The sequence below is a fragment of the Prochlorococcus marinus CUG1438 genome (assembly GCA_017644325.1).
In the GTDB taxonomy this organism is placed as follows: Bacteria; Cyanobacteriota; Cyanobacteriia; order PCC-6307; family Cyanobiaceae; genus Prochlorococcus_A; species Prochlorococcus_A marinus_AA.
On record JAEPLS010000003.1, the window covers coordinates 20,959 to 39,063 of the forward strand.

General features: G+C 31.3%; 19 protein-coding genes. 8 read left to right on the forward strand and 11 right to left on the reverse strand.

From position 1 onward, the window contains the following. Position 1: 1 nt before the first annotated feature. Together larC and JJ847_08445 are read left to right on the forward strand one after the other, a co-directional pair. Positions 2 to 1,228: a nickel pincer cofactor biosynthesis protein LarC gene (larC, locus tag JJ847_08440; protein ID MBO6960912.1), complete on the forward strand. Its 1,227-nt coding sequence runs from the start codon at positions 2 to 4 to the stop codon at positions 1,226 to 1,228. Then, positions 1,225 to 2,181 carry a hypothetical protein gene (locus JJ847_08445; GenBank protein MBO6960913.1) on the forward strand — a complete coding sequence of 319 codons (957 nt, stop codon included), beginning with the start codon at positions 1,225 to 1,227 and terminating at the stop codon, positions 2,179 to 2,181. Before larC ends, JJ847_08445 begins: the two co-directional genes overlap by 4 nt. Here JJ847_08445 and JJ847_08450 read toward each other — a convergent pair. The 4 genes from JJ847_08450 to JJ847_08465 are packed head-to-tail and all read right to left on the reverse strand — an operon-like array spanning position 2,178 to position 5,646. Further along, the gene (locus JJ847_08450; protein MBO6960914.1) at positions 2,178 to 3,716 is read right to left on the reverse strand and encodes an iron ABC transporter permease; all 1,539 of its coding nucleotides are present in this window, start codon (positions 3,714 to 3,716) and stop codon (positions 2,178 to 2,180) included. The two genes, JJ847_08445 and JJ847_08450, sit on opposite strands and share 4 nt — an antisense overlap. Positions 3,717 to 3,742: 26 nt before the next feature. Beyond that, entirely contained in the window at positions 3,743 to 4,831 is a 1,089-nt protein-coding gene (locus JJ847_08455) for a GTP-binding protein (protein ID MBO6960915.1), read from the reverse strand. A gap of 31 nt (positions 4,832 to 4,862) precedes the next feature. After that, positions 4,863 to 5,153, reverse strand: coding sequence for a 4a-hydroxytetrahydrobiopterin dehydratase (locus tag JJ847_08460; GenBank protein MBO6960916.1), 291 nt, complete (start codon positions 5,151 to 5,153; stop codon positions 4,863 to 4,865). A gap of 37 nt (positions 5,154 to 5,190) precedes the next feature. Then, positions 5,191 to 5,646: a YjbQ family protein gene (locus JJ847_08465; protein ID MBO6960917.1), complete on the reverse strand. Its 456-nt coding sequence runs from the start codon at positions 5,644 to 5,646 to the stop codon at positions 5,191 to 5,193. A 107-nt stretch (positions 5,647 to 5,753) separates the two neighbouring features. On the opposite strand from JJ847_08465, the gene JJ847_08470 reads away from it, so the two are divergent. Together JJ847_08470 and JJ847_08475 are read left to right on the forward strand one after the other, a co-directional pair. Then, a complete protein-coding gene (locus tag JJ847_08470) occupies positions 5,754 to 7,259 on the forward strand; it encodes a carboxypeptidase M32 (protein MBO6960918.1) in 1,506 nt (501 codons plus the stop codon). Positions 7,260 to 7,322: 63 nt separating this feature from the next. After that, the gene (locus JJ847_08475) at positions 7,323 to 7,910 is read left to right on the forward strand and encodes an inorganic diphosphatase (GenBank protein MBO6960919.1); all 588 of its coding nucleotides are present in this window, start codon (positions 7,323 to 7,325) and stop codon (positions 7,908 to 7,910) included. A 6-nt stretch (positions 7,911 to 7,916) separates the two neighbouring features. On the opposite strand, the gene hemC is transcribed toward JJ847_08475, so the two are convergent. Next, on the reverse strand, positions 7,917 to 8,867 hold the full coding sequence (hemC, locus tag JJ847_08480) for a hydroxymethylbilane synthase (protein ID MBO6960920.1): 951 nt from the start codon (positions 8,865 to 8,867) through the stop codon (positions 7,917 to 7,919). An 89-nt stretch (positions 8,868 to 8,956) separates the two neighbouring features. Further along, on the reverse strand, positions 8,957 to 10,138 hold the full coding sequence (gene rpoD, locus JJ847_08485) for an RNA polymerase sigma factor RpoD (protein MBO6960921.1): 1,182 nt from the start codon (positions 10,136 to 10,138) through the stop codon (positions 8,957 to 8,959). A 325-nt stretch (positions 10,139 to 10,463) separates the two neighbouring features. Here rpoD and priA point away from each other — a divergent pair, with 325 nt between their 5' ends. Beyond that, the gene (gene priA / locus JJ847_08490; protein ID MBO6960922.1) at positions 10,464 to 12,740 is read left to right on the forward strand and encodes a primosomal protein N'; all 2,277 of its coding nucleotides are present in this window, start codon (positions 10,464 to 10,466) and stop codon (positions 12,738 to 12,740) included. Here the strand turns inward: priA and JJ847_08495 are convergent, their stop codons facing one another. The 3 genes from JJ847_08495 to JJ847_08505 all read right to left on the reverse strand — a co-directional run bounded on the left by JJ847_08495 (position 12,741) and on the right by JJ847_08505 (position 15,299). Then, positions 12,741 to 13,850 (reverse strand): DUF3153 domain-containing protein, encoded by a 1,110-nt coding sequence (locus JJ847_08495; GenBank protein ID MBO6960923.1) that lies wholly within the window; start codon positions 13,848 to 13,850, stop codon positions 12,741 to 12,743. Between the two features lie 3 nt (positions 13,851 to 13,853). Next, a complete protein-coding gene (argB, locus tag JJ847_08500; protein MBO6960924.1) occupies positions 13,854 to 14,705 on the reverse strand; it encodes an acetylglutamate kinase in 852 nt (283 codons plus the stop codon). 63 nt (positions 14,706 to 14,768) lie between these two features. After that, complete coding sequence (locus tag JJ847_08505) at positions 14,769 to 15,299, reverse strand: DUF2854 domain-containing protein (GenBank protein MBO6960925.1); 531 nt, start codon at positions 15,297 to 15,299, stop codon at positions 14,769 to 14,771. Positions 15,300 to 15,340: 41 nt separating this feature from the next. Here JJ847_08505 and JJ847_08510 point away from each other — a divergent pair, with 41 nt between their 5' ends. Beyond that, on the forward strand, positions 15,341 to 15,520 hold the full coding sequence (locus JJ847_08510) for a hypothetical protein (protein MBO6960926.1): 180 nt from the start codon (positions 15,341 to 15,343) through the stop codon (positions 15,518 to 15,520). 1 nt (position 15,521) lies between these two features. Here the strand turns inward: JJ847_08510 and JJ847_08515 are convergent, their stop codons facing one another. Beyond that, complete coding sequence (locus tag JJ847_08515; protein MBO6960927.1) at positions 15,522 to 15,947, reverse strand: single-stranded DNA-binding protein; 426 nt, start codon at positions 15,945 to 15,947, stop codon at positions 15,522 to 15,524. A 28-nt stretch (positions 15,948 to 15,975) separates the two neighbouring features. Between JJ847_08515 and JJ847_08520 the strand changes: the two genes are divergently transcribed. Both JJ847_08520 and JJ847_08525 read left to right on the forward strand, forming a co-directional pair. After that, entirely contained in the window at positions 15,976 to 16,773 is a 798-nt protein-coding gene (locus JJ847_08520) for a precorrin-6A/cobalt-precorrin-6A reductase (GenBank protein ID MBO6960928.1), read from the forward strand. Between the two features lie 13 nt (positions 16,774 to 16,786). Further along, positions 16,787 to 17,092 (forward strand): divalent-cation tolerance protein CutA, encoded by a 306-nt coding sequence (locus JJ847_08525; protein MBO6960929.1) that lies wholly within the window; start codon positions 16,787 to 16,789, stop codon positions 17,090 to 17,092. A 5-nt stretch (positions 17,093 to 17,097) separates the two neighbouring features. On the opposite strand, the gene JJ847_08530 is transcribed toward JJ847_08525, so the two are convergent. Beyond that, positions 17,098 to 18,102, reverse strand: a complete 1,005-nt coding sequence (locus tag JJ847_08530) for an adenosine kinase (GenBank protein MBO6960930.1) — start codon at positions 18,100 to 18,102, stop codon at positions 17,098 to 17,100. Positions 18,103 to 18,105: the final 3 nt, after the last annotated feature.

Below are 18,105 nucleotides of genomic sequence, written 5' to 3' on the forward strand. Positions count from 1 at the left end.
TATGAATGATCTTTTAATTGAATGTTCGCCAGGCATTTCTGGAGATATGTTGCTAGGAGCTTTTTATGATTTAGGGGTGCCTAAAGAAGTTATTGAACAACCGCTTATTGATCTTGGATTTAAGGATCTCTATCATCTAAAGTTTATAGAATCAAAAAGTTGTTCAATTCGAGGCATCAAGGCAAAGGTTGAGAATATTGAACGTAATCCTACTAAAAGAGATTGGAGAAGTATTAAAGAATTTATTTTAAATGGGAACTTAAATGAGAATTTAAAGCAATTAATTTATGAAGTATTTGAATCGTTAGCAATTGCCGAGGGAAAAGTTCATGGCATCAAATCTGAGGATGTTCATTTTCATGAAATTGGAGCTCTAGATTCACTAGTGGATATCATAGGAGTATGTGCTGCATTGAATTACTTAAACCCAAAGAAGGTTTATTGTAATGAACCAATGTTGGGGAAAGGTTTTGTACAAACTGAACATGGAAAATTATCAGTACCTCCCCCTGCTGTAATAGAGCTAATTAGCCAAAAGAACATAAAGGTTTTATCAAGTTTTGACTCGATAGAGGGCGAATTATCTACACCAACAGGAATTGCTTTACTTTCTAATTTAGTCGACCATTCGCACCCCCCTTCAAGATATTCAATTAATTCTTATGGAGTAGGCATTGGTAACCTAAAATTTCCATTCCCTAATTTGGTAAGAGTTTGTAAAATTACATCATTTGGGAACTCTTCTATTAATCAACAAACCAATCCAAAATGTGAAGAGATATCTATTCAAGAAGCATGGATTGACGACCAATCCCCTGAAGATATATCTAATTTTGTAGAGAAATTGAGAATTGAGGGGGCTCACGATGTTTCTTATCAATCTATAAATATGAAAAAAAATAGAATTGGGTTTTATATTCAAGCAATCTTACCAATAGAGAAAAAAGAATTTTTTAGGCGATTATGGTTTGATTATTCCAAGACTATTGGAGTTCGCGAGAGAATCCAATCGAGGTGGATTTTACTAAGAAGGAGAGGAGAATGTTTGACGACTTTTGGCAATATAAAAGTTAAACAGATTTTGAAGCCTGATGGATCGATAACTATGAAACCAGAAAACGATGAAGTTTTGAGATTGAAAATTGAGCATAAAATATCAACTGACGAAATAAGAAAAATAATAAAAGACTCAAGTAAAGAATTTAAGGCATTTGAAAACTGGAAATGAGATTTAATATATCTAGTCAATCCTATTGGAAATTGCTTAAAAAAATTAATTTTGGTGCTTTGAAGAGTCTTTTCTTTATTTCAAGCTTGTTTTATTTTTGCGTCTATTTTTTTTATAATTTTGATCAAATTTCTTTCGATATCAGTTTTAAAAAAAATGGAATTAATTTATTTTTATCTTTTTTATTTTGTGTTTTAAGTATTTATCTTAACGCCTATGCTTGGGAATATATAGTTAAGTGGTTTGGTAAAGACTATAAAAGTAATAATCTAGTTTCCTTTTATGTTTTAACTAATATTCTTAAATATGTGCCGGGAGGGATTTGGCATTTCGTTGAAAGATTTAACTTTATAAAAAAAATAAGTAATCCACAGATTGCTTTGTATTCGACACTCATAGAACCTTACTTTATGTTGAGTGGATCTTTTCTTTTGGCATCGCTGGGAGTGATTTTTTCACCATTTTTCTTTTTTTTAATTTTGCCCTTAGTATTTTTAAATAGGAAATTAATTTATCTTGTATTAAAAAGATTAGGTTCTCTTAAAGGTAAAGTATTCGACGTTTTGAGACTTGCAAATTCAAAAGAACAATTTGAAAAGAAAATAAATATAATATCTTTTTTCCCTACAAAAGCGTTATTACTTGAAATTGGGTTTGTTTTATCTAAATTTACTGGATTTTATATTTGCCTTAATATTTTTTATACAAATAATACATTAAACATCATATTTCTTTTAGTAATCTTCTCTTTGTCATGGTCTTTAGGTTTGATAGTACCTACAGCTCCAGGAGGAGTTGGAGTTTTTGAAAGCTCCCTGCTTTTTTTTATTGGCAGAAATATTCCTCAAGATATAATTGTGGTTATTTTAATCTATTTTAGGGTTATATCTACATCGGCAGATTTGTTGTTAAGCTTTCCTTTTTTAGTTAAGAAACTTTTTCAAAAAATTTAGTTTTTTTTCTCTAAACTTGGTATCAGTGTTATTGATGCAATAAAGCCTAAAGTCATGACAAGAATTGCTGGTAATATTGCTTCGACTATTCTTTCATCCCCAGCATATTGATATATTCTCACAGCTAATGTATCGAAATCGAATGGTCTTAAAATAAATGTTATGGGTAATTCTTTTATGGTATCTACAAAAACTAAAAGTGATCCCACGAATATTGGTCCCTGGAGTAGAGGTAGGTGAATTCTTTTTATGATTCCTAGCCAATTTTCTCCTAGTCCAAGTGCGGCTTCATCAAGACTAGGAGAAATTCTCTCAAGACTTGAATCAATAGAACCCTTAGAAATTGTTAAAAAACGGACAATATAACCCCAAATTAGTAAGCAAATAGCGATTAAATTGAATTTTGAAGAAGAAATACTTATCAAAGATAAAGCTAATACTGTACCTGGGATTGCGTAACCGATCCCTGCAAGGTTTGTTATTAGTTCTATTAAAAAACTTTTATTTGGACGTTTTGCTAAGGAAATTATTAAGGAGAATAACATTGTTATTACTGCAGTAAAAAGTCCCAGACTAATAGTCCTTAAGGATAGGGTAACTATTTCTATAGACAACCCTTTTTGAATTTGATCGATATTTAGCAGAACCCAAAAACACGGAATTCCAAAAGAGAAAATTGGAGGAAATAAGGATATGGTTATTGCCAAAAAAGCCCTAGTTCTTTTTAACTCCCATCCTTGAGAATCTTGTGACGCGGGATTTTCGCTCCACCTCTTTGATTTTCTTCTTGAGAATTTTTCGAAAATAATTAAAGTGAAAATTATTATTAGGGCTACCAAAGATAATCCAGTAGCACTTTTTGGATTGCCTTCGATTATCCAATTCTCGGTGATGCCTGTAGAAATACTAGGAATATTTAATAATGCAAAAGTCCCGAGCTCATTCATTACTTCCATACACATTAAACTTATTCCTGTTATGAGTGATGGAAACGCCATTGGTAAAGCGATTTTAAAGAAGCTCCTCCATGGCCCAACTCCTAATCCCCTACTAACATTGATTTGATTTACTCCAAATTTATTAAAACTTTCGTTAGCAAGAATGAATACATATGGATAAGTAGAAATCGAAAGTATTAAAACTCCCCACCATAACCCAGTTACTTGATACCCAAAAATACTTCCTAAATCCTGTAGAACAGCTGTTATTAGATATGCTGGGGCAGCTAGTGGAACAAGCTGACATATACGAATAACTCTTCTGAACTTGAAATCGCAATTTGAAAGTAACCATCCATTCAAGGTTCCTAAGCCTCCACCAAATAAACTTGTGAGAGCTAAAACTTTTAAAGTACCAAATACCTCTTCTCCTCCTGCAATACCTAATGATAAATTCCCACTAATTATGAAAACAATCCCTTCTAAAAGAAAATTGGATATTGGAATAATTACTAAGAGTGCAACAAAAAACGAAATGATATATAGAATTTTTAATTCTGATACTGCTTTTTTAAATCCTGTAATAAGTATTTTCAAAAATTAATTAAATCCTGCTAAGTAATCTATTTTGAATTAAATCTACATGATGAAAGTTGATTTTTAATAGTTTGATGATCTAAGTTTTTACCAATTAAAACTATCTTGTTTGATTTATCTTTTGTCCATTCTTCATCATCAAGAGAGAACCGTTTCCCAGATAAGTGAAAAATGTGTTTTCTATCACTTTCCATAAACCATAATATCCCTTTTGCTCTAAATACATTTTGTGATAATTGATTATCTAAAAAATATTGAAACTTCCTTAAGGAAAATGGTTCAAATGTCTCATAAGAAACTGATGTAAATCCTTCGATATTATTGCTCAAATCATGTGAATGGGAGGAGTGATCATGTGAATGGGACGAGTGATCATGTGAATGGGACGAGTGATCATGTGAATGAGACGAGTGATCATGTGAATGGGAGGAGTGATCATGTGAATGGGAAGCATGTTCTTTTTGATTTCCTACTATCTTTTCTTTACCCCTCTCGAATTGGAAAGTATCTGTCTCAAATAAACCTACGCTTAGTATTGTTTGAAGTGCAACCTCACTATTTGTTGATCTCAAGATCCTTGGTTCTTTTTTTATGTTGCTTATGAACTTTTCTATTTTCTTTAATTGTTCTTCATTTGCCAAATCAGATTTATTAAGAAGAATGATATCTCCATATAAAATTTGAGAATAGGCGACACTAGTATTATTAATTTCAAAATCAAAATTTTCTCCATCAACAACAGTGATGATCGAATCTAATCTTAATTTTTCTCTAAGATCACCAGCCGCAAAAGTCATGGCTACTGGTAATGGATCAGCTAGCCCAGTTGTCTCAACAATTAAATAGTCTATGTTTTCAGCTTTTTCTAAAACTTTGGATACTGTACTTATTAATTCGTCATTGATTGAGCAACATATACATCCATTATTTAATTCGATCATATCTTCTGAACCCTTTATTATTAAGTCATTATCTATGCCGATCTCTCCAAATTCATTAACTAAAACAGCTGTTTTAATACCGACTTGATTTTTTAAAATATGATTAAGGAGTGTGGTTTTCCCAGAACCTAAGAATCCACTAATAATCGTAACTGGCAACAAATTTTTAGACATATCAAGTAGTTAAATGAAAAAGTTTATAATTTTATTTATCGAAAATTTTGTTAATTTCTGAAGCTAATGTTTGATCCAAATTTGTAATGCCCCCCAAATCATGTGTATTTAATCTAATTACTACTCTTGAATAAACATTTTCCCAATTAGGGTGATGATTATGTTTTTCACAGATTAAAGCTACCTTTGTCATAAATGAGAATGCTTCAATAAAATTAGCGAAGTTAAATTCTCTTTGGATTTGTTCAGATTTAATTTCCCAGTAAGGTATTTTTACAACTAATTCCTTCAATTCTTCATCTTGTAAAAGGTAAGGTTCCATTCAATAACTAATCTAACTTCTTTACATTATAAATATTTTACTTTTTTTCACCAATTATATGAACGTTTATAATTCTTTCCTTTTGATCAAATCTATGTTCCCATAAATAAACTGCCTGCCATGTACCAAGCATGATTTTACCGTCTTGAAAACTTAGAGATAAACAAGTGTTTGTTAGGGATGTTTTAATATGTGCTGGCATATCATCAGCCCCCTCTTGATAATGTTTATAGGATATTTCTTCTCTATTTTTTGATAAGGATAAATAGGACTCATATGGAACTATTGATTGCATATATTTTTTTAGGTCTCTTAGAACATTTGGATCTGCGTTTTCATTAATAGTTAAGCTGCAACTGGTATGAAGTGAAGTTAAATTGAAAATTCCGGAATGAAAATTATTCTTTTTAATGAATAAATTTATATCTTGTGTTATGTCAACAAAACCCTCACCATTGGTTAAAAATTTTAATTCTGAGAATATTTGTTCCATAATAGTCAAAGCTTTATTAATCAATATCCTATTACGTATAAAAGATATATGTTTTATTCAAACATCAAAATTTTTATCTTAAAATAGATCTAATTAAATTTAGATTTTTGGCTGAAACTCAATGGAATAAGCTGGGGGCTTATCTTAAGGAAACTCAAATATTAGGGTCAATCCAAAATACACTTTATTGGGATCAGAATACTGGAATGCCTAAAAAAGGAGCTTCTTGGAGATCTGAACAACTTACTTATATTGCGAAAGTATTGCATGAGAGAAATTCTTCGGAAGAATTTTCTAACTTAATACAATCTGCTAGAAATGAATTATTAGATATTGAACGAAATTCCGATAATCAACTTTTTATTAAAGAGAAGGAAAGAAATATTAATCTTTTATTAAAGGAATTTAATAGAGAAAGAAATTTAGATCCTAAATTAGTTGAGTCTTTAGCAAAGGCAAAATCCAAAGGTTATGAAAGTTGGCAAGAGGCTAAGAAAAAATCTGATTTTAAAATTTTTCTTCCATTCTTTGAAGAATTAATTAAATTGCGGATTGAAGAATCGAAACAAATATCTGATCAATATTCTCCATGGGAGACACTAGCCCAACCCTTTGAGCCTGAATTGACTTTGAAGTGGTTGAATAAGATGTTTCAACCATTGAAGGAAACTATTCCAGATTTGATTAGAGGAATTAATCAGTCAAAAAAAAATTATTGGGATCTAGGTCCCAAATCTCAACAAATTTTGTGTTCTAAATTACTTGATGAGTTTGGGAGAGATAAAGATCTCGTTATTGTCGGTAAATCTCCTCACCCTTTTTCAATTACATTAGGGCCCAATGATTATAGGATTACAACAAGAATTGTTGAAGGTGAACCATTATCAAGTTTTCTAGCAACTGCACATGAGTGGGGTCATTCAATTTATGAGCAGGGTTTGCCATCTCAAAGTCATCAATGGTTTGCTTGGCCTTTAGGTCAAGCAACTTCTATGGGGATTCATGAAAGTCAATCTTTATTTTGGGAAAATAGAATAGTTAAATCCAAATCTTTTTCAAAAAGATTTTTTAAAAAATTTGCTGCTGTTGGATGTTCCTTAAATGATTATTTAGAACTCTGGAAATCTATTAATCATGTGGAACCAGGATTAAATAGGGTTGAAGCAGATGAATTGACCTATGGCTTGCACATATTAATAAGAACAGAACTCGAAATAGATCTGATTGAAAAAGGATTGCCTGCTGAAGATATTCCAGAGGAATGGAATAAAAGATATGATCAACTCCTAGGAGTAAAACCATCTAATGATTCAGAAGGCTGTCTTCAAGATGTTCACTGGAGTGAAGGTGCGTTTGGATATTTTCCTTCATATTTGTTAGGTCATCTTATAAGTGCACAAATATCTTCTCAAATGGAAAAGGACATTGGCTTGATAGATAAGTTAATCGAAAAAGGTGAATATCAAAAAATCATTTTTTGGTTAAGAAACAATATTCACAAATATGGGAGATCAGTTAATTCTATGGATTTGGTAAAAACAGTAACGAACGAAGAACTATCACCAAACTATTTTATTAATCATTTAAGGTCTAAAATTAATAATATTTTCTGAAACATTACTTTTATAGAAATTGGTTAAGTATGAGGATGTAAGATAAACAAAAATTATTTTTCGATGGCAAATCTTAATCAACCCCCAAGTAGGGTTACACCGAATTTATTGCATATACTAAATGCTTTCACTGATGGCTCAAATACAACAGTTAATACTATTGTTGAATTAAATTCAAATACGATAAATAAATATGAATTAATTACAGAAACGGGCCACCTTAAACTTGATAGGGTCGGTTATTCTTCACTTGCTTATCCTTTTGCTTATGGATGTATACCAAGGACATGGGATGAAGATGGAGATCCACTTGATATCGAAATTGTTAGCGTAACTGAACCGTTGATTCCTGGATCAATTGTGGAGGCAAGGATCATTGGAGTGATGAAATTTGATGATGGTGGAGAGGTCGATGATAAGGTGATAGCAGTTCTGGCAGATGATAAAAGAATGGATCATATTTTAAGTTTTGAAGATCTTGGAGAGCATTGGTTAAAAGAAACAAAGTATTATTGGGAACATTACAAAGATCTAAAAAAACCTGGGACTTGTACTGTAAATGGTTTTTTTGGAATAGACGAAGCTCTTAAAGTGATTAAAGATTGTGAAAATAGATATAAAAAAGAAATTGACCCTAGATTAGTAAATTAACTTATTTTAGTTTTCCCTAAATTGTTCAAATATTTCGCTAAGTATTTTATCTGCACCTTGGTTCTTTAGTTTTTTAGCCAGTTCTTTACCTATTTGTTCAGGGTTATCAGCATCGCCACTATATTGATCTTTAATCAGCCTTTCTCCATCAAGAGAGGCTACCATACCAGTAAGGTGAAGTTGTTCATCCTTAATGTTGCTATTTACACCAATTGGGACTTGGCATCCTCCTTCAAGCTCTCTTAAAAAGGCCCTTTCTGCTAAACACCTTTGACTAGTCGGCTTATCTTCTAAAACATTTATAATTTCTAAAACTTTTTTATCATCAGATTTACATTCAATGCCTAGTGCTCCTTGTCCAACAGCATGAAGAGAAATTTCATTTGGAATAATCTGATGAATTCTTGATTCAAAGCCTAATCTCTTTAATCCGGCGGCAGCAAGAATTATGCAATCAAATTCTCCTGCATCTAATTTTTCTATTCTTGTAATAACATTTCCTCTTATATCCTTGAAATCAAGATGCGGGTACTTATTTCTTAATTGTGCAAGCCTTCTTAAAGAGCTTGTCCCAACAATCGAACCTGTTGGTAAAGTTTCTAATTTATAACTTTCATTTTTTTTGTTTACTACTAAAGCATCTGCAGGGTCTTCTCTTTTTGTTATGCATCCTAATTTAAGGCCACTAGGCAAATTTGTTGGTAAATCTTTGAGAGAATGTACTGCTATATCTGCTTGCCCTATTAGCATTTGTGCTTCAAGTTCTTTTGTGAATAAGCCCTTGTCACCTATTTTGGCTAAAGCTACATCGAGAATTTTGTCCCCTTGAGTTGCCATGGCCTCTATTGATACTTCTAAATTCGGAATATTTTTTTCTAGTTGGTCTTTAACCCACAAAGTTTGTACCATTGCTAGTTTGCTTCTTCTGCTAGCTATTTTTAGTTTAAAGTTAGTCATTAAATATTATTCTGAATTAAATTAAGTCGTATATATTTTAAGCTATTCTTTCGCAACTTTCTAAAGCTGAAAATTATATTTAACCATTTTTATTTAATATATTCTTTTAAAACCCCATTTCGATTTGGATGTCTAAGTTTCCTGAGCGCTTTTGCTTCTATTTGTCTAATTCTTTCTCTTGTTACATCAAAAATCTGTCCAATTTCTTCAAGAGTTTTCATCCTTCCGTCATCAATACCGTATCTCAATCTAAGAACATCTCTTTCCCGTGGACTTAGAGTAGCTAGTACTCCTTCTAAATCTTCTCTTAATAAAGTTTTAGAAACATCTTGTTCTGGATTTTCTATATCAGCCTCTATGAAGTCTCCAAGTCTTGAGTCTTCTTCTTTACCAATAGGAGTTTCTAAAGAAATAGGTAGTTGAGCACTTTTGGCTATAAATCTTAATTTTTCAATAGTCATCTCCATACTCTCAGCTATTTCCTCTTCACTTGGCTTTCTTCCGAATTCTTGGCTAAGAACTTTTGTGGTTTTTTTAATTCTAGATATTGTCTCATATAAATGCACTGGCAATCTAATAGTTCTACTTTGGTCTGCTATTGCTCTTGTGATGGCTTGGCGAATCCACCAAGTAGCATAAGTAGAGAATTTATACCCTTTTTCATGGTCAAACTTTTCAGCTGCTCTAATTAAACCCAAACTCCCTTCTTGTATTAAATCTTGAAAAGATAAACCTCTATTCATATATTTTTTTGCGATGGAAACGACCAATCTTAAATTTGATTGAACCATTTTTTCTTTAGCTCTTCTACCTAAGAGCAGTCTTCTTCTGAATTTAGAAAGTGGCATATCTATCAATTCGGCCCACTCTCTAACAGAGGGGAAATGACCTTTTTCCGACTCATATTGAGTTGCCAGTTCTTCTAGTTGGAGTAAATCAGCAATTTTTCTTGCAAGTTCAATTTCTTCATCTGGTCTTAAAAGTCTAATTCTTCCAATTTCTTGGAGGTAGACTCTTATTGAATCTTCTGTATATATACCTTTTGGACCAAGCTTTATATTCCCAAGCCCTTTGTCTTCCTCTTCAGAATCATTAAATTCATCATTATTTTCTATGCTACTTTCGTTTAAATCTGAAGATGACTGTAAATTTTGGCTATTGATATTATTATTTTCTTCAACTACTGTTTCTAGATTGGTATTGATTTTTTTATTAATCTTTTTGTTAGAACTAGGTTTAGAATTCTTTGATTCTGCTGCGACTGGACACATAATTGACTCCTTTCTACGGTGAATTTAACTAGATAAAATTTTATTTAGGGCTAATTTGTACATTTAGTAGTAATAATCCCTTAGATGTTAAAAAGAACTTTTAGCAATATGTAAATGAAAAAAGTTTTTCTAAATTGTTGAAAAATTTAAATAGTGCTATAGATTACCTAAAGTAAAAAGTCTTGGGATTTCTCAGACAGGCAGATCAGTATTTGAATTTTTAAATCAATGATCCAAGCTTCATGTCTCCCTTAAGAGCAGGATACTTACAATGTGCAAAAAACACTTTGTGGAATGTTCAACAATCCAATACTAAGAAAAAGTTTTGAAGCCGGCAAGTAATCAGTTATCAAATATCTCTTTTAAATTTGAAGTTTTGCTTGATGTAGGTAGTACTATTGATAGTTTCTATTATTTAGATGGAAATAATCTTGGCGTAGAAATTGGTGATATTGTAACTGTAAAACTTAGAGGGAGGTTATTAAATGGGTTGGTGATCTCCAAAGAAAATTTTTCGAAAATTAATGATAATGAAACAAATATTACTGGAAGTAGAAGTATAAAATATTTGTTTATCGAAGGTATTTTGCAGAAAAAAATAATAAATGATTCTTGGAGAGAATGGATAGAGTCTCTAGCTTCTTTTTATATGGTCAGTAATTTAAAAATGTTTAAAACTGCATTCCCACCAGGTTGGATTGGTAAGCATAAGAAAATTTCTCAGGGTTTAAAAAAACAAATATGGATTGAGAGCAAAAAAGATATTGATATTAAAAATAATAGGTTGACCAAAAAAGAATTCTCATTAATAAATTCTTTGCCTCAAAAAGGTACTTGGCAAAGTGAATTAATCAAGTCTGGCTTTGGTTATACTTTGATAAATTCAATGGTCAGTAAAAATTACCTTGTTAAAGGTAAAAGAGAAAAAACGATAAATTCTCAATTAAATTTATTTCTCAATGATCCAAGGTCAATTAAAAAACCAAATCTCACAGTTGAGCAGAAAATTGCATTTCAAGAATTTCAAACAATGAGATCTGGAGATGCGTTAATGCTATGGGGTGAAACAGGTTCAGGTAAAACGGAGGTTTATATGAGAATGTCTGAAGATCAATTGCTTAACAAAAAAAGTTGTTTGATACTTGCCCCGGAAATTGGCCTAATACCTCAACTTATTGATAGATTTAGACACCGATTTAATGACATTGTTTTTGAATATCATAGTAACTGCTCTTCAATTCATAGAACTCTAGTTTGGAAGAAAATTATCAATACTAATGACCCATTAATTGTGATAGGAACAAGGTCTGCAGTATTTCTACCAATTAAAAATCTAGGGTTAGTAATATTGGATGAAGAACATGATGTTTCATATAAACAAGATAGTCCTATGCCTTGTTACGATGCACGAGATGTTGCTATTGAAAAAGTAAAAAAAAATTCTGCAAAACTAATTTTTGGAAGCGCAACCCCGTCAATACAGACTTGGAAAAAGTGTGTTTATGAAGAGAATTTTAAATTGGTACGAATGACCAAAAGAATATCTAAAAATAAGGTACCTGAAATAAGCATTATTGATATGAGGGAGGAATTTAAGAAAGGCAATATGAAAATATTATCTAGTGAATTGTTGGATTTAATTCCCAAAATACGCTTAAAGAATGAACAAGCAATAATTTTGATCCCTAGAAGAGGACATAGTGGGTTTTTAAGTTGTAGAAATTGTGGCTACTTAATAAAATGCCCAAATTGTGACGTCCCTTTATCAGTACATCTTGGTTCGCAAGGAAAAAAATGGTTAAGTTGTCATTGGTGCGATCATAAAGCGAGACTGATTAAAAATTGTCCAGATTGCAATTCAAATGCATTTAAGCCTTTTGGGATAGGGACTCAAAGAGTAATGGAGTTTTTGAATGAAGAATTTCCTGGCTTAAGAGTTCTAAGATTTGATCGAGATACCACCTCCAGTAAGAATGGTCATAGAGATATCCTTTCAAAGTTTTCTAGAGGTGAAGCTGATATTCTTGTGGGAACTCAAATGTTGGCAAAAGGCATTGATATCCCGAATATTACTCTTTCAGTAGTAATCGCAGCGGATGGATTACTCCATCGTCCAGATATTTCAGCAGAAGAAAAATCATTACAATTATTTTTACAATTAGCAGGTAGGGCAGGCAGAGCTCAAAAAAAAGGAAAAGTTATTTTTCAAACTTATAAACCGAATCATCCTGTAATTTCATACCTTCAGAAAAGAGACTATGAAGGATTTTTAAATGAAACTTCGAAATTGAGAAAAGATTCCAATTTATTCCCATTTTGTCAGGTTTGCCTCCTTAAGATATCTGGCGAGAATTATGAATTAACAGAATTAACTGCAATTAAAGTTGCAAAATATCTGATGTACTTTTGTAAACAAAGTAACTGGAAATTAATTGGCCCTGCTCCTAGTATGATTACTAAATTAGGTAAAAAATTTAGATGGCAGATATTAATACATGGTCCTGACGGTTCAATGATACCTTTGCCAGATAGGTCATTAATATGGAAACTTATTCCAAGAAATGTTTTTTTAACAATTGATGTTAATCCAGTAGAGTTGTAATTACTTTGATGGGAGTTGAGGTAAATCTGTCCCTAACTTAAATCTATAGAATCTTAATGAATAAGCCAATATTATTATTATTAAAATAATAGATATCCCAAATATCAATTTGTTCCAGCTCCAGAAAGAAAATTCAAGACTATTAATTTCACCAGGATTTAAATTCCAAATTATTAGATTCTTTTTGATTTCTAAGTTTGAATTATTCATCCCATTAAGGGTTGCTTTGTTTGGGGTTATGATTTTGAAAATTAGTTCTAAATTATCAACACTTTGAATATCGTTGAGATCTAATTCAACCTTGGTAAAGTATTTTTTTAAAAAAATTAAGTTTTTTTGAGTTGTAATAATTTCTATATTTGTTGAACTTCCTGCTAAATCTCCTGCAGTACTTTCGATTATTTTAAGAACATTTTTTGCATTCTCCATATTGAGATTCTTGTTTTTTAGAGAAAAAGTTGATTCTTCTTGTGTAGTTTCTGCACCAGGAAAATTATCTTTAATTGCTTTTTCGAATTTTATCTGCCATGGAAATTTTTTAATATATTTACTCTCTATCACAAGGTTATTAGTAATAGAATCAAGTTCACTAAGATCAAGGGTATTCTCAAATTTAACGCATCCACTTAATAGTGGGATTAATAATAATAGTATAAAAAATATTATGAGTGAAAATCCTCTCTGAAAGGATTTTGTTTCACCAGTTGGAGTATCGTTAACATTGATAAACTTCTTTCTCTCAACTAAATCTCTATTTTTGATAAGTGAATCAAGAGATTTTTTATTTAGTGACGGGTCGCTTTCAAAGTCAACATTCCAATTGTCTGGTTTTTTAATTTCAGGGGATTCTATCACCTCCATCAAATATTTTGCATTTTCTCTCGTCTTATTATCGTAGGATTTGAGAAGTTCTTTACAAAATCTTTTTGCCTCCTCCTTCTTATTTATTCCACAAAGAGCAGTAATCAAAATTGTTCTTAAATTTACTCCTTCTTTACTTGATAAGGGGAATGATTCGATTATAGGCAAAAGAAATTCAATGCAATAATTATACTCACCTTTACCTAAAGCAATTTCTACTATTTCTAAAACTTGCTCATAAGTTTTCATGAATTAGGCAACTATCATTGTTCCAATTCCTGAATTCGTAAAAATCTCAAGAAGTAATGAATGTTCTATCCGTCCATCAATTATATGAGTCGCTTTTACTCCTTGAGCTAAAGCTCTAATACAGCATTCAGTCTTGGGGATCATGCCTTCAGTAACAATTTTTTTATCAATAAAATCTCTCGCTTCTTTAAGATTCATTTTTTCAACAAGACTATTTTTATTTTCTTTACTTTTTAAGATCCCTTGAGTGTCAGTAAGGAGTATAAGTTTTTCCGCATTTATTGAAGCCGCAATTTCTCCAGCGACAAAGTCTGCATTAATATTATGTGAAACACCATCAACAGTTGATCCAATACTTGAAATAATAGGAATATATCCTTTAGAAATAAGAGGTTCTAATATTTCAGGATTTATCTTTGTAACTTCTCCCACTAAACCATGGCTCCCATCTCCTAATTCCCTAGATTGAATTAAATTTCCATCAAGACCCGATATCCCCACAGCTAGGGAACCAGTTTTATTAATGCCTTTCACAATTTGTTTATTTACTCTACCCATAAGAACCATCTCGACAATATCCATTGTTTTTTGATCAGTAATTCTTAATCCATTTTCGAATTTAGGCGATATTTCTAATTTCTCTAACCAATTATTGATTTCGGGCCCTCCTCCATGAATTACTATTGGGCATACACCTACAGTTGACAAAAGAGCTATGTCTCTAAAAAAAGCTTCTTTTAGTACCTCGTCCTCCATGATAGAACCACCATATTTGATGACAATTTTTCTACCTGAAAAGCTTTGTATATATGGAAGTGCTTCGCTTAATATTGATACTCTTTGAGAATCATTCATTATTAAAATTGTTAAAACTTAATTGAATCAAGAAATTAGGTTTTTACAAATATATCCCTATATTTAATAAAAAAGAATAAAATCAAATTCTTTTTTATTATCGTCGATAATAAATTCTGATTCAAGACCTTTTACGAAAAACCTGTTTAATCTCTCTTGTTTCTCAATCCATTTTTCTAAAGGAACAGCATTTAGTTCAAAACGCATTCTAAGCCCATTTTTGTCTTCCTTTGTGACTTCTTCTAATTCCCTCAGTTGAGGAGGATTATCCTCATCCCACAAATTTAGAGCTTCTAATGAAGATTCAAGATGAGCTTTTATCCCATACCTCCATCTTGTAACATCTTTTACTAATGCTGTTAATTCTTTTGGTCTATTAAATCTATCTTCTGCAAAATTTTTATTATCAAATAATTCTGCTGGAGGTATTTCTGAGGTCTTTAATCCTAATCCAATTAAAAAAATAGGTACTCCATAAAAAAATGTAGGTACACTCAAGTTTACTGAGTCTGTAAAATAAGCAGTCATTCCAACAAAAGCTAATATACCTCCAGTAGATACGATTATGTTTCCAGGTGATAAGTATTTCTTCATTTTGATCTATTAGAATGATTTAAGATGTGTTAAAGAGTATTATGCAAGATGCCAATACTTCAAATCAAGATGATTTAATACTAAGACTTGATAAAGATAGAGCGTGGCTTTTAGAAAATCTTGATAAAGGGAGATGGCCAGAAATCAGAAGCGAATTAGCTGCTCTTGAAAGGAAAATCAGCAAACTAATTATAAGTGTTCAAGAAAATAAAGATATTTGATTTAAAAAGGTATTTCATCAACTTCCGGCACCAAAGGTGAGCTGTCCCAATTAGATTCTTTAGATCCTTCTTTTTTATCAAATGGTCCAACATTTTCTTCTTGAACATTTTTATTAACTTCAACTGGCGTTATTTGATGAATCTTTGAAGCTGTAAGTTCTGGTTGCTTCTCTTTGGTTCCATCCTTTCTAGTGACTGAATTCATTTTAAGACGTCCCTCAATAACAATATTTTGTCCTTCCTTTAGTTCTTCTATCATTTCTTTGGCAATATTGCCCCAACCTATAATCTTGAGTTCTCTAGTTGGATCTTCACTACGTAATCCTTTAAAATTAACAATCATTTCTGCAATTGGAGTTTGGTTCTCTTTTGTGTACCTCATTTGGGGAGCGTTATTAATTACCGCTTGAATTAAACAATGATTCATTACTTTCTATTTAATTAAAGACATACTGATGCAGAATCAAGAAAATTGCTACGAAAATGTTTGGATCCTATCAGGAACTTCTGATGGACCTTCAATAGCTAAAAGGCTTATTGAACAAAACTATTCAGTTTTTGTAAGCGTTTTAACTTATAGGGCAGGTCAATCCTATATTAGAAATCCAAAGTTACATATCATTACAGGTAAATTAAAAAATATTAATGAGATAATTAATTTCATAAAAAAAAATAAAATCAAATGTGTTGTAGATGTTACGCATCCATTTGCAACGATAATTTCTAAGAACCTAAATGCTGCATGTAAAGAAATCAATACTCCCCTTCTCTCATTTGAGAGACAATCTCAAATTAAATTTTCTAATAATTTCAATTATATTGAAGATCTAAAGGGCATAAATAAAGGTAATTTAGAAAATAAGAATATTCTTCTCGCGATAGGTTCCAGATTTCTCAATGATACTGCAAAATATTATATGGGTTGTAAGGCAAATGTATTTACAAGAGTTCTTCCGACACCTGAAAGCATAACCAAAGCTTTTGGATCATGTATAAAAAATTCAAATATAGCGATACTTGAACCAAGTAAAAATGACGAGGTTATTTTAGAGAAAAATCTTTGTGATTTTTGGGGAATAGATTATGTAATATGCAGAGAATCTGGAAGTTATTCCCAGAAAAACTGGGAAAGTATTATTTGTGGGAGTAGGATGGATTTATTTTTGGTTAGAAGGCCAAAATTAAAAAATGACTATTCTTACTCTTTCTCTCAATACGAGAATTTGATAGACCACATAATTGGGAAATACTGATGTTTAATTTATTATGGAAGTATTAATTTTAATCACAACTGAGTCAAGTAAAACAAATGCTTTGCGTCTTTCTAAATTACTACTACAAAATAAACTTGCAGCTTGTGTATCTATAAAGCAAATTTTCTCAATTTACGAGTGGAATGATGATATTGAAGAGACTAATGAGTTTGAAATTACAGTCAAAAGCAAACCGGAATTTAAAGATGATTTAATTGATTTCATATATAAAATATCTACCTATGATATTCCTCAAATTATTTATAAGAAATACCATGCTGAGATGAAATATTATGAGTGGTTAAAAAAGACTATTTGAAAAAACTAATTTATTATCTCTTTAAGATCAAAATTGGATCTAGACCCAAGTTGTGTAATTATTTGACCTGCACAAATTGAACCAATCTCTCCACATTTTTTAAGGGAGTAATTATTAATTAATCCATGAATAAATCCTCCGGCATAAATATCCCCAGCTCCTGTCGTATCAATTACTTCCCCTCTCGTCTTAGACTTAATTACCTTGACATCTTTTTTGTTGACTATAATAGAACCATTTGCACCAAGAGTAACTATGACTAATTCACATAAGGAAGAAAGTTCATTTTTGCAATGTGCAAATTTTTCCTTTTGAAATAAACTTAAAACTTCAGATTCATTACAAAAAACTATATCAACATAGTTATCAATTAGTTCCAAGAAACTCTCTCGATGTCTATCTACACAAAATGAATCAGACAATGAAAGAATTATTTTTGTATTAGCTTTTTTTGCAGTTTGAGCAGCTTTAAGAAAAGCATTTTTAGCTAATTCGCTGTCCCATAAATAACCTTCTAAATACAAGTATTTACTTTCTTTAATTAAACTGAAATCAATATCTTTTGGTTCAAATTCAATAGATGCTCCCAGGTAGGTGCACATTGTTCTTTGAGCATCAGGTGTAATCAAAATAATTGAATGAGCAGTTGAAGCGCCTTGATAAGTTGGCGGAGTATTGAATATAGTTTTACTTTTTTTTATATCAGAAGAAAAGAACTTACCAAATTGATCATTTTTCACCCTCCCAATAAATTGGACATGATTTCCTAATTCTGCTAAACACACAACGGTATTTGCCGAGGATCCACCAGATATTTGCTTGATCACTCTGCAATTATTTAATAATGTTTTGGATTCATCAGAATTAATAAGATTCATTGAGCCTTTCTCTAGGTTATTTATTTCGAGAAACTCATCTTCTACATTGACAATAATATCTACTATTGCGTTGCCCAGACCTATGAGGTCAATTTTTTTATCTTTCTGGAAATGTCTAAAGGATTCCCTCATTAA

Bases quoted from the DNA above. Each gene is read 5' to 3' on its own strand.
- larC (MBO6960912.1), top strand. From the start codon at position 2: ATGAATGATCTTTTAATTGAATGTTCGCCAGGCATTTCTGGAGATATG.
- JJ847_08445 (MBO6960913.1), top strand. From the start codon at position 1,225: ATGAGATTTAATATATCTAGTCAATCCTATTGGAAATTGCTTAAAAAA.
- JJ847_08455 (MBO6960915.1), bottom strand. From the start codon at position 4,831: ATGTCTAAAAATTTGTTGCCAGTTACGATTATTAGTGGATTCTTAGGT.
- JJ847_08460 (MBO6960916.1), bottom strand. From the start codon at position 5,153: ATGGAACCTTACCTTTTACAAGATGAAGAATTGAAGGAATTAGTTGTA.
- JJ847_08465 (MBO6960917.1), bottom strand. From the start codon at position 5,646: ATGGAACAAATATTCTCAGAATTAAAATTTTTAACCAATGGTGAGGGT.
- JJ847_08475 (MBO6960919.1), top strand. From the start codon at position 7,323: ATGGCAAATCTTAATCAACCCCCAAGTAGGGTTACACCGAATTTATTG.
- hemC (MBO6960920.1), bottom strand. From the start codon at position 8,867: ATGACTAACTTTAAACTAAAAATAGCTAGCAGAAGAAGCAAACTAGCA.
- rpoD (MBO6960921.1), bottom strand. From the start codon at position 10,138: ATGTGTCCAGTCGCAGCAGAATCAAAGAATTCTAAACCTAGTTCTAAC.
- JJ847_08495 (MBO6960923.1), bottom strand. From the start codon at position 13,850: ATGAAAACTTATGAGCAAGTTTTAGAAATAGTAGAAATTGCTTTAGGT.
- argB (MBO6960924.1), bottom strand. From the start codon at position 14,705: ATGAATGATTCTCAAAGAGTATCAATATTAAGCGAAGCACTTCCATAT.
- JJ847_08505 (MBO6960925.1), bottom strand. From the start codon at position 15,299: ATGAAGAAATACTTATCACCTGGAAACATAATCGTATCTACTGGAGGT.
- JJ847_08510 (MBO6960926.1), top strand. From the start codon at position 15,341: ATGCAAGATGCCAATACTTCAAATCAAGATGATTTAATACTAAGACTT.
- JJ847_08515 (MBO6960927.1), bottom strand. From the start codon at position 15,947: ATGAATCATTGTTTAATTCAAGCGGTAATTAATAACGCTCCCCAAATG.
- JJ847_08520 (MBO6960928.1), top strand. From the start codon at position 15,976: ATGCAGAATCAAGAAAATTGCTACGAAAATGTTTGGATCCTATCAGGA.
- JJ847_08525 (MBO6960929.1), top strand. From the start codon at position 16,787: ATGGAAGTATTAATTTTAATCACAACTGAGTCAAGTAAAACAAATGCT.
- JJ847_08530 (MBO6960930.1), bottom strand. From the start codon at position 18,102: ATGAGGGAATCCTTTAGACATTTCCAGAAAGATAAAAAAATTGACCTC.